General features: G+C 66.0%; 11 protein-coding genes. 7 read left to right on the forward strand and 4 right to left on the reverse strand.

Annotated elements, in window-relative coordinates:
* Nucleotides 1-44 precede the first annotated feature (44 nt).
* Both ACP150_RS07145 and ACP150_RS07150 read left to right on the forward strand, forming a co-directional pair.
* Nucleotides 45-671 carry a TetR/AcrR family transcriptional regulator gene (locus ACP150_RS07145; protein WP_424965879.1) on the forward strand — a complete coding sequence of 209 codons (627 nt, stop codon included), beginning with the start codon at nt 45-47 and terminating at the stop codon, nt 669-671.
* Nucleotides 668-1171, forward strand: a complete 504-nt coding sequence (locus tag ACP150_RS07150) for a hypothetical protein (protein WP_424965880.1) — start codon at nt 668-670, stop codon at nt 1169-1171. Before ACP150_RS07145 ends, ACP150_RS07150 begins: the two co-directional genes overlap by 4 nt.
* Here the strand turns inward: ACP150_RS07150 and ACP150_RS07155 are convergent.
* Genes ACP150_RS07155 through ACP150_RS07165 form a run of 3 tightly spaced genes read right to left on the reverse strand, consistent with a single transcriptional unit; the run spans nt 1168 to nt 3927 of the window.
* Nucleotides 1168-1728: a TadE/TadG family type IV pilus assembly protein gene (locus tag ACP150_RS07155; RefSeq protein WP_424965881.1), complete on the reverse strand. Its 561-nt coding sequence runs from the start codon at nt 1726-1728 to the stop codon at nt 1168-1170. The two genes, ACP150_RS07150 and ACP150_RS07155, sit on opposite strands and share 4 nt — an antisense overlap.
* A 10-nt stretch (nt 1729-1738) precedes the next feature.
* Nucleotides 1739-2263: a TadE/TadG family type IV pilus assembly protein gene (locus ACP150_RS07160; protein WP_424965882.1), complete on the reverse strand. Its 525-nt coding sequence runs from the start codon at nt 2261-2263 to the stop codon at nt 1739-1741.
* A complete protein-coding gene (locus ACP150_RS07165) occupies nt 2260-3927 on the reverse strand; it encodes a pilus assembly protein TadG-related protein (protein WP_424965883.1) in 1668 nt (555 codons plus the stop codon). The genes ACP150_RS07160 and ACP150_RS07165 overlap by 4 nt, the downstream gene beginning before the upstream one ends.
* Nucleotides 3928-4228: 301 nt before the next feature.
* On the opposite strand from ACP150_RS07165, the gene ACP150_RS07170 reads away from it, so the two are divergent.
* Nucleotides 4229-5479, forward strand: a complete 1251-nt coding sequence (locus tag ACP150_RS07170; RefSeq protein ID WP_424965884.1) for a sarcosine oxidase subunit beta family protein — start codon at nt 4229-4231, stop codon at nt 5477-5479.
* An 18-nt stretch (nt 5480-5497) separates the two neighbouring features.
* Here the strand turns inward: ACP150_RS07170 and ACP150_RS07175 are convergent, their stop codons facing one another.
* On the reverse strand, nt 5498-6220 hold the full coding sequence (locus ACP150_RS07175) for a hypothetical protein (RefSeq protein ID WP_424965885.1): 723 nt from the start codon (nt 6218-6220) through the stop codon (nt 5498-5500).
* A 52-nt stretch (nt 6221-6272) separates the two neighbouring features.
* Here ACP150_RS07175 and ACP150_RS07180 point away from each other — a divergent pair, with 52 nt between their 5' ends.
* From ACP150_RS07180 to dnaG, 4 genes are read left to right on the forward strand one after another with little or no spacing between them, the layout of a single operon-like run.
* Nucleotides 6273-6686 carry a sarcosine oxidase subunit delta gene (locus tag ACP150_RS07180; RefSeq protein ID WP_424965886.1) on the forward strand — a complete coding sequence of 138 codons (414 nt, stop codon included), beginning with the start codon at nt 6273-6275 and terminating at the stop codon, nt 6684-6686.
* Nucleotides 6683-9625 (forward strand): sarcosine oxidase subunit alpha family protein, encoded by a 2943-nt coding sequence (locus ACP150_RS07185; protein WP_424965887.1) that lies wholly within the window; start codon nt 6683-6685, stop codon nt 9623-9625. The genes ACP150_RS07180 and ACP150_RS07185 overlap by 4 nt, the downstream gene beginning before the upstream one ends.
* On the forward strand, nt 9618-10187 hold the full coding sequence (locus ACP150_RS07190) for a sarcosine oxidase subunit gamma (protein WP_424965888.1): 570 nt from the start codon (nt 9618-9620) through the stop codon (nt 10185-10187). Before ACP150_RS07185 ends, ACP150_RS07190 begins: the two co-directional genes overlap by 8 nt.
* Nucleotides 10188-10245: 58 nt before the next feature.
* Nucleotides 10246-12228, forward strand: coding sequence for a DNA primase (gene dnaG / locus ACP150_RS07195; protein ID WP_424965889.1), 1983 nt, complete (start codon nt 10246-10248; stop codon nt 12226-12228).
* Nucleotides 12229-12290: the final 62 nt, after the last annotated feature.

Consider the following 12290-nt stretch of genomic DNA (forward strand, 5'->3'; position numbering starts at 1 on the left):
AAAAGCCGCTGTCAATTGAACGATCGTTCACTTAGGCTCGGCCCATGGCGCGGAAAACTGGATCCCATTCTGACATCACCGGACCCAAGGTCCGGGCGGCGGCACAGCAGCTGATCGCGCGCGATGGGTTCGCGGCGGTCTCCATGCGCCAGATTGCCCGCGAGGTCGGGGTGCAGGCCGGGGCGCTCTATCTTTATACGCCAGACAAGCAGACGCTGCTGTTCGATCTGATGCGGGTGCATATGGAGGAGTTGATGGAGGCCGTGGCCGCGCTCGACCTGAGCGGGCCGCCGCAGGACGCGCTGGAGACCTTTGCGCGCTTTCACATCACATTTCACCTGGACCGGGCCGAGGCGGTGTTCATCTCGTATATGGAACTGCGCAACCTGACGCCCGAGAATTTCGCCCATATCGCGGATCTGCGCCTGCAATACGAGACGCTGCTGGAGACCATCCTGAAACGCGGCAAGGCGGCCGGACGCTTCGCGGTGCCGGACACGAAACTCGCGACCATGGCGCTCATCGCCATGCTGACCGGGTTGACCACGTGGTACCGGGATGACGGGCGGTTGGACCGGGCCGAGATCGAGCGGATCTATCTCACCATGGTCCGTCAGATGGTCAGTGACGGGGCGACGGAGCGGGTCGAGCCCCTCGCGGTGCCTCTATGAGCGACCCTGAGGAGTTCGAGCTGCCGGAGCGGCCCGTGCTGCACCTGACGCCCGCGCCCTTCAAGCGCGGTGTGTCGGCTGCGATGCTGTTTTTGCTGGCTTTCCTGCTGGGCTACGTGCTGCTTGCGCATCCGCCCGCGTCCTTCGGGTGGATGGCGTTCCTTGGTGTCATGACCGCCGGGGCGGGCTGGCTCGGGATCTCCATGGCTCAGGCGCGCCCTCAGGGGCTGGAGTTGCGGGCGGACGGGCTCTACCGCGCCGATGGCGAGGTGATCTGCCTGCTTTCTGAAATCGTCTCGGTGAACCGGGGGGCCTTTGCCTTCAAGCCGTCAAACGGGTTCCTGCTGCGTCTGGCCGAGCCGCGGGACCGGGCCTGGATGCCGGGGCTCTATTGGCGGCTGGGACGGTTTGTCGGGGTCGGCGGTGTCACCCACAAAGCCCAGGGCGACATGATCGCCGAGACCATTGCGCTGACCCTATCGAGCCAGGGCAAAGACTAGCTCTGGGGCGGGTAGACGACCCGCGGCGCGAAGCGCGGCGAGGTCACCATGTAATTGTGAAACTCGAGCCCCTGGGACACGCCGACGGAAAACAGCGTGTTGTAGGTCGACCAGCTTTCCACCAGTAAGACATGCTCCCCATCCACCAGAACGGGCAGACGATCACTCATGCCCGCCAGATCCGCGGTTGTCAGACTGTCCCGCTCGCCGGTCGCATAGGACCAGTCGACTTCATAGCGGGACTGCGCGGCGACCCATTTCAGCGAGGTAAAGCGCAGCTCGGCATCGCTGCCGAATTTGATGAGGTACTCATAGAGCCCCTGCAGGCCGTTGAGGAAACTGTCATCGATCTCGACCATCTGCCGCGAGAGGATATCGCCCACCGTGTAGGTCGCCTTGATCGAGGCGTTGTACTGGCGGAACCCGTCAAAGATCGCGAAGCTCGCCACGTACCACCAGCACAGCCAGCACATGGCAAAGAGGAACTCGGTGATGACGAGACCGTCTTCATCGCGGGTAAAGCGCTTGGCGAGGGGCCGGATCCGGAAGGCTTTCATGCCACGCTCCTCAAGGCTCTGCCACAAAGGCCGAGGCCGTGGTCATCTGGTAGCCGCCGCTCTCGTCCTTCGACAGCGCGAGCCCCAGACCTGTGAGGGGGAACCAGGGATCCACGATGGTACAGAGGCGCACCAGCACAAGCTTGTTGGCCTGGGCTTGCGTGTAGGTGACCACGGGCAGGGTGTCGTTGATCCGGTCCGCACAGGCCGCGCGGGTCGCGGGCCAGGTCCAGACCGGCGGATTGATCTCGCTCATCTCGACCACGATGGTGGAGCGGCAATCGGAGATCAGCAGGGTTTCCTGACAGATCATGTCCTTCACATCGCTCTCGCTGAGCGGGGTGTCGGCATTCAGCCGCAGCTCGCGGATCGTCAGGTCCAGTGCGCGCTCCATCATGGTGTATTTCGCCGTCAGCATGGCGGCCTCGAAGGTCGACATGAATACGGCGATGATCAGCGGAAACACGATCACGAATTCGATCGTGGCCGTGCCCCGCTCGTCATGTCGTAGAAACTTCCGCAGGGCGTGGATCACAGGGACAACCTCAGCTGCTGAATCGTATTCGCGATGGAGCTGAAGGCCTGCGAGATCTCGACGCCCTTCACGTCGAAGTAATGCCCGGACGAGGAGGCGCAGTACTTCATCAAGGTCTGACCGCGGGCCGGGGCTTCGAAGCCGATGGTGAAGATCACCACGTCCTTGGCCTTGAGCTTGTCGCAGAGCGCCTCGGTGTAGTCGTCGGCAGTGCCATCGCCGGTATAGCGCGTCACCGCGTTGCGATAGGTGCTGCGCGTGCTGGACTGGCTGTCATTCTCGACCCGGAAGAAATATTCCGAAATATAACGTACGCTGAAGGTCCCGAAGAGCTCTGCATGGCTGAGCTGGCGGGCATCCGGGCGTTCGATTGCCGGATCCCAGTCACCATCGCCGTATTTGGCGTCATTGCCGTTCGTATCGCTCTCCGGTGTGCGGCCCACATCCCACCAGGGTTGCTTGTTCTGGTTCGCGCGGTTCTGGAAATAGACGAAGAACTCGTCGCTCGGCTCATGCCACCAGACCGGCGACATGGTCCCCTTGAAACTGTCCTTCAGATCGTATTGCGAGGTGTTTTCCCCGTCGGTCATGAGCACCACGACCTTGATCGTCTCGGTATCCTCATAGGCCACGGGCCGACCGGCGAGCGCGCCGTCCAGATGTCCTTCGGTGATCAGGTCGGTGACAACACTCTGGGTGCCGGGGTCAAGGAGTGCGGCCGCCCATTTCATGCCCAGATCCGTCGCCGTGTTGCCGCTGGCCCCGAGGGAGGCGACCTTGGCGGTCAGGTCCGTGAGACTCGTGGACAGGGGCAGGATCGCGCCGTAATCGCCGACCTGACACCAGGGACGTTTGATCTTGCGATCCCCATTCTGGGTGTAGAGATTGCTGTTATTGCGGTCGAAATGGGCCAGCCGATCCAGGGGATCGGTGGTGCTGAGCGAGATCGACTGGAAATCGCTGGGGGCAAAGCGCACGCAATTGCTGACCTCCTGCTGGGTCGAGACATTGTATTTCGCGATCAGGTAGTCGGGCAGGCTGACCACCGCGTGATAGGGAATGATCGAGACCGAGGTCAGGCCGGTGCCGTCGGCGGTGATGTTGTCATTCGCGGCCATCATCGTGCGCACGAACTTGTCCGCCGCCGTGCGCAGGTTCTGGATCTTGCTGTTGCTGCCCATGGAGCCTGAGATGTCCACGACCAGCGAGACCTCGATGTTCTGGATCCGCTCCTCCGCCTTGCTGCGGGCGAAGGCGTTCAGGGTGTCGATGCCGGACATGTTCATGAACCAGGTCGGGATTTCCGCACTCACGCGGGCCTCGACCTCCTTGTAGTTCAGGCCCTTGGAGACCTGCACCCCTTCGAGATAGTCGGCCATGCCGGCTTTCGCGAAGTAATCCTCAACCACGGCGACGGCGTCGGTTGTCTGGTCGAGATCCGCCGCCGCGAGAACCGCGCGATCGGAGGTGGCCTGCAGCCGTGTGCGCACGGCTTCGTAGCGCATGACGTCGATGGTCAGACCCGCGATCATCATCATCAGGATGAAGATATAGAGGGAAAACCCGGTCAGAACCCCGGCCTCGTCGCGCCAGAACGCTACCACTGCGCGCAAGGGGGTTGCGCGTGCCCTTGGGTCGTGGCTTTCGCTTTTGCCCGTACTCATCACACACCTACTTTCACACGTTCCACGGAACGCAAATCCGCCCCGCCAGTCTCTGCGATATTGCGGCAGAAATCGGGCAAAGCTGGTCAGGAACCGGGACATGCCTGTCAAATGCAGGGGGTTTCCGCGCTCCGGCATCTGCGCGCTCTTATGCCGTGCATTGAATGAAGGGCGCGTTAAACGCCCCGGGCCGGGCGTCGCAACCAGACTGGAAAGCGGTGAAATCAAGGGCGTGCAAGGTGCCGCGGCTTTGCTAAGCTGCGGGCAAGGGCCTGGACGCGAGATCGAACACGGGAGAGCCATGCGCTATTCGGCTTTTGAACTTCTCAAACAGGGCTTGCGCGGCAATCGCGGCTGGCCGGCCCTGTGGCGCCGCCCGGAGCCGCAAGCGGCGTATGACGCGATCATCATCGGGGGCGGCGGTCACGGGCTCTCGACGGCGTATTACCTGGCGCGCAACCACGGCATGACGCGGATCGCGGTGCTGGAAAAAGGCTATCTCGGCGGCGGCAATGTGGGCCGGAACACGACGATCGTGCGGGCGAACTACCTGTTGCCGGGGAATTCAGAGTTCTATTCCCATTCCCTGAAGCTCTGGGAGGGGATGGAGGCGGACCTCAACTTCAACGCGATGCACTCCCAGCGCGGGATCATCAACCTGTTCCACTCCGACGGCCAACGCGACGCGGCGGCGCGCCGGGGCAACGCCATGATCACCCAGGGCGACGACGCGGTGCTGCTGGATCGGGACGCGCTGCGTCGGATGGTGTCCTATCTCGACTATGACCAGACGCGGTTCCCGATCTATGGCGGGCTCTGGCACAAGCGGGGCGGGACCGCGCGCCATGATGCGGTGGCCTGGGGTTATGCTCGGGCAGCGGACCGGCTGGGCGTGGATCTGATCCAGAATTGCGAGGTCACCGGCTTTCGGATCGAGGGCGGCGCGGTCAAGGGGGTTGAGACCACGCGCGGGCCCATATCCGCGCCCAAGGTCGCCATGGTCGTGGCGGGACGTTCCAGCCAGGTGGCCGAGATGGCCGGCTTTCGCCTTCCGATCGAGAGCCATGTGCTCCAGGCTTTCGTGACCGAGGGGCTCAAGCCCTGCATCGACCAGGTCATCACCTACGGGATGGGGCATTTCTATATCAGCCAGTCCGACAAGGGCGGGCTGGTCTTTGGCGGCGATCTGGATTTCTACGCCTCCTATGCCCAGCGGGGCAATCTGCCCATGGCCGAGCATGTGGTCGAGGCGGGCATGACCCTGATGCCGATGATCGGCAAAGCCAAGATGCTCCGCTCCTGGGGCGGGATCATGGACATGACCCCAGATGGCTCACCGATCATCGATCACAGCCCGGTCGCCGGGCTCTATGTCAGTGCGGGCTGGTGCTATGGCGGGTTCAAGGCGGTGCCGGCCTCGGGCTGGTGTCTTGCCCATCTGATGGCCACCGACCAGCCCCATGAGGTGGCCCGTCGCTTCCGGCTGGACCGGTTCCGGACGGGCCATCTGATCGACGAAGAGGCGACCGGCAGCCAGCACAACCTGCACTAGCACCGACCCCAAACCGCCTCAGGGCGCGTCCGGAAGGGTCGGTGCGGCCATGCCCGTCAGGACGATCACCTGCTCGCGCCGTCCGTTGAAGGATTGTGACCACGCATTGATCGTCATCGTCCCATCGGTCGTGAATTCGGTGGCCCCTGTTTCGATCCACATGAACCGCATATCCTCCGGTTGCCGTTCCGAGCCCGGGGGGCCGACGGCGCCCAGTGTCGTCTCTTCGCGATTCAGGTTGAACGTATGGGTGATCCTGTCGCCGTCGGGCGACCGGGTGAAGGTCGCGGGTTGGACCGTGCCGAGGCCATCGGTGCGGTAAGACAGAGCGACATCCTGAAGGCCGAAGCCGGTTGAGGTCACGTCCTCGATGCCGATGACGCTCCACTCGGACAAGACCGCCGTGACGTTGCGGATGCGCGGTGCGAACACCAGGGTGCCATCGGAGTCCAGTCGGACAACGCGGTCCTGAACCTCGCCCGTGATGGAGAGGTCTTCGTTCCCGCTGCCGCCACTGATGAAGGTTGCCGAAAACGGGATGATTTCGTCCCGCACAACCGTTCCGGACAGATCGCCTTCCCGCAGTTCATTATCCGTGGGTGTCGGCGATCCGGTGGTCGTTCCGGTTCCGCACGCGCTCAGAATGGCAATCGCTGCGCATCCGGCGCTCAGGGTGCTGAACCGGCGAAACGACCGGGATGGGATTTGCTGGTCGGAGGCAAGCGCAGTCAAAAATGGCATGTGTGATCCTGTAGCTTTGAGGTGAAGATGCCCGAAGTCTTGCGCGCCCACCGTGAGCCTTTCGTCATCGATTGGTCAGAAGGGCTGCGCGCGGTTTCCCCGCCGGGCGTCGCAAACCGAGACACAGCGCGTCGCGGATGTGTTGTCAGGCGCGGATCGGGCGGCTTTAGTGAGGCCGAGGTTCCATAGAAAGGCGTCCGACCTGCGCATTCCCTGTCCCCTTTGCGGCCCGCGCGACCTGCGCGAGTTCACCTATCGCGGCGATGAGACCTATCTGGCCCGGCCCGCGCCCGGCGATGCGGCGGGCTATGACGGCTATCTGCATCTGCGCGACAACCCGGCCGGTGTGGTGCGTGAGCTCTGGTATCACGGCGCGGGATGCGGGAGCTGGCTGGTTGTGCGGCGCGACACCCGAACCCATGAGATCATCGAGGTGGCGCTGCCCGCTGCGGAGGCCGGGGCATGAGGCTCGACCGGGGCGGCCTGATCGACCGCGACGCGCCTCTGCGGTTTCAGTTCGATGATGCCTGGATGGGCGGGTTTGCCGGGGACACGCTCGCCTCCGCCCTGATGGCAAACGGCGTCGGGGTGCTGGGGCGGTCGTTCAAGTATCACCGCCCGCGTGGGCTCTGGTCCGCCGGGTCCGACGAGCCCAACGCCCTGATGCAGATTGGGCAGTTCGCGCGGCAGGTCCCAAATGTGCGGGCCACGCAGATCGAGCTCTCTCAGGGCCTGTACGCCCGCAGCCAGAACCGCTGGCCGTCCCTGCGGTTTGACCTGATGGAGGTGACGGACCTCGCCGCGCGGTTTCTCGGCGCGGGGTTCTATTACAAGACCTTCATGTGGCCGCGCCGGTTCTGGGAACGGGTCTATGAGCCCGCGATCCGCCGGGCGGCGGGGCTTGGCGCGCTGTCGGGGCAGGCCAATACCGAGACCTACGAGAAGGCCTTTGTCCATTGCGACCTGCTGGTCATCGGCGCGGGCCCTGCCGGGTTGATGGCGGCGCTCACGGCGGCGCGGGCCGGGGCGGATGTGATCCTCGCCGAGGAGGATATGCGTTGCGGCGGGCGGCTTCTGTCCGAGTGCGAGGCGGTGGATGGCCAGCCCGGGCCTGTCTGGGCCGCAGAGATGGTCCGCAAGTTGGAGGCGACGGGGCGGGTGCGCGTCATGATGCGGACCACGGTGACCGGTGCCTATGACGGCGGCGTGTTTGGCGCGCTCGAGCGGGTGGGGTTGCATCTGGCGCAGCCGCCCGAAGCCCTGCCGCGGGAGTGTTTCTGGCGGATCACCGCACGCCGGGCGATCCTCGCCTCCGGCGCGCTTGAGCGGCCCATCGCCTTTCCGATGAATGACCGCCCCGGGATCCTGTCCGCGGCAGCGCTGCGCAGCTACGCCAATCGCTATGCCACCGCGCCGGGGCCGCGGGTTGCGGTCTTCGGGAACAGTGATGACGCGCATCGCACGGCGCGGGACCTGCAGGCTGCCGGGGTCACGGTCGTTGCGATGATCGACACCCGTCCGGAGGGGCCGTCCGGCAACTACCCTGTGCTGCGCGCGGCACAGGTGGTCGGCACCAAGGGGCGGCTCGGCCTGCGGGAGATCACGGTCCGCACCCCGTCCGGGCTGGAGAGGTTGCAGGTTGACGCGCTGGGCGTTTCCGGCGGCTGGAACCCGACGCTCCACCTGACCTGCCACATGAATGGCCGCCCCGTTTGGGACCCGGATCTGGCAGCCTTTGTGCCGCGACCGGACGCGGTGCCCGGCCTCGCGGCGGTGGGGGCGGCAGCGGGCGTGTTTTCTACCCATGGCGCGTTGCGCTCGGGGTCCGAGGGGGCGCAGCGGGCTCTGGCCGAGCTGGAGCTCCGCGCGCCCGAGATCCCGCTGCCCGAGGCGGAGGATGCGCCCTATGCCCTCGCCCCGATCTATGCGGTGGAGGGGCTGCGCCCGGGCAAGGATCGCGCCTGGCTCGACCTGCAGAATGACGTCACGGTCAAGGATGTCCGGCAGGCCGCCGCCGAGAACATGACCAGCGTCGAGCATATGAAACGCTACACCACCCAGGGCATGGCCACGGATCAGGGCAAGAGCTCGAACCTTTTGGCGCTGGCAGTGCTGGCCGATGCGACCGGGCGCGGCATCCCCGAGACCGGCACGACCACCTACCGCCCGCCCTATACCCCCGTCTCGCTGGCCGCGATCGGGGCAGGGGCGCAGGGCAAGGGCTTTGCGCCCGAGCGGCGCACGACCGCGCACCGGGCGGCAACCGAGGCGGGCGCGCCCATGCTGGAGGCCGGGCTCTGGTACCGCCCGAGCCATTTCCCGCGCCCGGGCGAGCGGGACTGGCGCATCGCCTGCGCGCGGGAGGTCCGCTTTGTCCGCGAGACGGTGGGCGTCTGCGATGTCTCGACCCTCGGCAAGATCGAGCTTAGTGGGCCGGATGCGGCGGCCTTCCTTGATTTTGTCTATGCCAACCGGATCTCCACCCTGAAGCCCGGGCGGTGCCGCTATGGGATCATGCTGCGCGAGGACGGGCATGTGATGGATGACGGGACCGTGGCCTGTCTCGGGCCGGATCGCTACCTGATCACCACCACGACCGCTGCGGCCGGGCAGGTGATGCAGCATCTGGACTTCGTGCAGCAATGCCTGCGCCCCGAGCTGCGTCTGCGGTTTCTGTCGGTGACCGAGCACTGGGCACAATTCGCGATTGCAGGTCCACAGGCCCGCGCGTTGCTGGGCGGGGTGCTGGGCACGGCGCCCGAGGCGGCCCGCTTCCCGTTCATGTCCTGTGGGCCCGTGGCGGTTCAGGCGGTGGAGGGGCGGCTCTATCGGATCTCTTTCTCCGGCGAGCTGGGCTTCGAGCTGGCAGTGCCTGCGCGCTTCGGGGCCGCGCTCTACGATGCGCTGGTCGCGCGGGCCGAGGCGCTGGGCGGCGGGGCCTATGGGATGGAGGCGCTGAATATCCTGCGGATCGAGAAGGGCTTTCTCACCCATGCAGAGATTGATGGCCGTACCACGGCGGCGGATCTCGGGCTGGGCAGGATGATGGCTGCGGGCCAGGACCATATCGGGCACACCGCCGCCGCGCGCCCCGGACTGACGGACCCGGATCGGCCCCAGCTTGTGGGGCTGCGCCCGCGCGACGGGCGAACAGAGCTGCCCGCAGGGGCGCATCTCTTCCCGGCGGGCGCGGATCTGACGCCGCAAACCAGTCAAGGCCATGTGAGCAGCAGTTGCTATTCCCCGACCCTCGGGACGCCCCTGGCGCTGGGGTTCCTGCGCGCGGGGCGCGGGCGGCATGGCGAGACGGTGCGGCTGGTGGATCACCTGCGCGGGGTGGCGACCGATTGCGTGGTCACGGATCCGGTGGCCTATGACCCGGATGGAGGGCGCGCCCGTGGCTGACCTGCATGCTGAAACGCCCTTCGCGACCCTGAAACCGGTGCAGATCGGGCCTTGGGTTCTGACCGAGCCCGCGCCGGAGCCGGTCCATGCGATCCTGCCCCTTCCGGGGGCGCACGCCGAAGCCTCCGACGCCTTGCGCGCGGTCACCGGGCTGGGGCTGCCCGGCCCGGGCCAATCGGTAGAGAGCCCGCATCTGCGCTGCCTCTGGGCCGGGCGGGACCAGATCCTGGCGGTCGGGGCGTTACCCCCGGGGGCGATCCCGCCGGACTGCGCGATGGTGACCGAGCTGTCCGATGGCTGGGCGCGGCTGCGCCTCGCCGGCCCGGGCTGGGAGGACGTGCTGGCGCGGGGCACCCCGCTTGACCTGCGTCCGAGCGCTTTTGCGGTCCATGCCACCGCGCGTACCGAGTGGCATCACATGGCGGTCCTGCTGGTGCGCCTGTCCTCGGCGGTCGAGCTTTGGGTCATGCGCTCCTATGCGGAGACGGCTCTGGCGCATCTGCGGCGGGACATGACCCAGCTCGCCGCGCGCCACCGCGTCTCGCCGCCGCAGGGCCGCTAGGCAAAGACTCTGCCCGCGAGTGCTGGACTTCGCGGGGCAGGGCACCGATATTTCACAGATGAGTCTGCCACCCGGTTTCCTTGACGAATTGCGCGGTCGCGTGTCCATGGCACAGGTGGCGGGGCGCAAGCTTGTCTGGGATATGCGCAAGTCCCAGCAGGGCAAGGGCGATATGTGGGCCCCGTGCCCGTTCCATCAGGAAAAGACCGCCTCCTTCCATGTGGATGATCGCAAAGGGTATTATTACTGCTTTGGCTGTCACGCGAAGGGCGATGCGATCTCCTTCGTGCGCGAAACCGAGAATGTCGGCTTCATGGAAGCAGTGGAGATCCTCGCCGCCGAGGCGGGCATGACCATGCCCGCGCGCGATCCGCAGGCCGCGGCCAAGGCGGACCGGCGCACCCAGCTCAGCGTGGTCGCCGAACAAGCGGTGCAGTTCTTCCGGCTCAACCTCAAGACCGGCGCGGCCCGGGATGCGCGGGCCTATCTGGCCGGGCGCGGCCTGTCCGAGGCCGCCTGCGAACGCTGGGAAATCGGCTTTGCCCCCGAAGGCTGGCAGCATCTCTGGGATCATCTGCGCGGCAAGGGCGTGGCCGAGGAGCTGATCCTCGGGGCCGGGCTCGCCAAGCCCTCGCGCAAGGAGGGCGGGCGGCCCTATGACGTGTTCCGCAACCGCATCATGTTCCCGATCCGCGATGCGCGGGGGCGGGCGATTGCGTTTGGCGGGCGGGCCATGGACCCGGAGGATGGCGCGAAATACCTCAACTCGCCCGAGACCGAGCTCTTCGACAAGTCGCGGGTGCTGTTCAACCATGCGCGCGCGCGTGAGGCGGCGGGCAAGTCCGATATGCTGGTCGTGGCCGAGGGCTATATGGATGTGATCGCGCTCTCGGAGGCGGGGTTCCCGGCGGCGGTCGCGCCTCTGGGCACGGCTGTCACCGAGCCACAGCTGGAGCTGCTCTGGCGGATTTCGCCCGAGCCGATCTTTGCGCTGGATGGGGACCGTGCGGGCCTGCAGGCCGGGCAGCGGGTCGTCGATCTGGCCCTGCCGTTGATCGAGGCGGGCAAATCTCTGCGCTTCTGCATCCTGCCGGAAAAGAAGGACCCCGATGACGTCATCCGACAGGACGGGGCCGAGGCGATGGGCGCGCTGTTGCGGGACGCCCAGCCCATGCTGACCCTGATCTGGCAGCGCGAGACCGAGGGGCGCGCCTTTGACAGCCCTGAGCGCAAGGCCGCCCTGGGCAAGGCGCTGCGGATGTCGGTGGCGAAGATCAAGGATCCCTCGATCAAGCAGCATTACGGGCAGGAGATCAAAGCCCGGCTCGATACGCTGTTCGGCTATGGCGGTGGCGAGGCGGTTCGGTCCGGCCCCTCGGGCGGGCGCGGGCCGGGCCGGGGCGGGGGAGGCTGGAAATCCAAGGGGCCCGAACGCCCGACGGCGAACCTCAAGGCCTCGGCACTGGTCACCTCGGAGGCGGATGAGCAGCTGCAGGAGGCGTTGATCCTCGCCACGCTCTGTACCCATCCGGCCCTGATCGACGAGTTCGAAACCGCCCTGCTGGATCACCGGTTCGGGTCGACGGGCTACGGGCAGATCGCCCTGGCCCTGACGGCCACGGACCCGGAGGCCCGCAGCACACCGATCACCTTCGAGGACAGGGATTGCAGCGAGACCCTTGATCTCATCCTGCGCGAACGCCATGTGCAGATTGCCCCATCCCTGCGCCCGGGCTGCGACGAGGAGGTCGCCCGGCTCTCGGTCGCGGCGGCGTTTGCCAAGCTTTCGGCGCAGGTGGGATGGCAGCGGGAACTGGAAGAGGCCATCGAAGATTTCGCCTCGGCCTCGAACGAAGAACTCACCTGGCGGCTGGGGCAGGCCGCCGAAGCCCGCAATTCCGCGGGCCGTGTCGCCCAGGATGACAAGACCGAATACGACATTGCCGATAACGGTGCGCGAATCAGTCGGGACGAACGCAGCGCCTTTGACGACTTGCTCAACGGCATCAGCTTTGGCAAAGGACAGACAAACGGGGGCTGACCCCGCACGGAAAGTTAAGTAAACACGGATAAAAGCGGGAAGCGCGAATCACTTACGACCTG

The sequence above is a fragment of the Dinoroseobacter sp. S375 genome (assembly GCF_049800775.1).
Lineage (GTDB): Bacteria > Pseudomonadota > Alphaproteobacteria > Rhodobacterales > Rhodobacteraceae > Dinoroseobacter.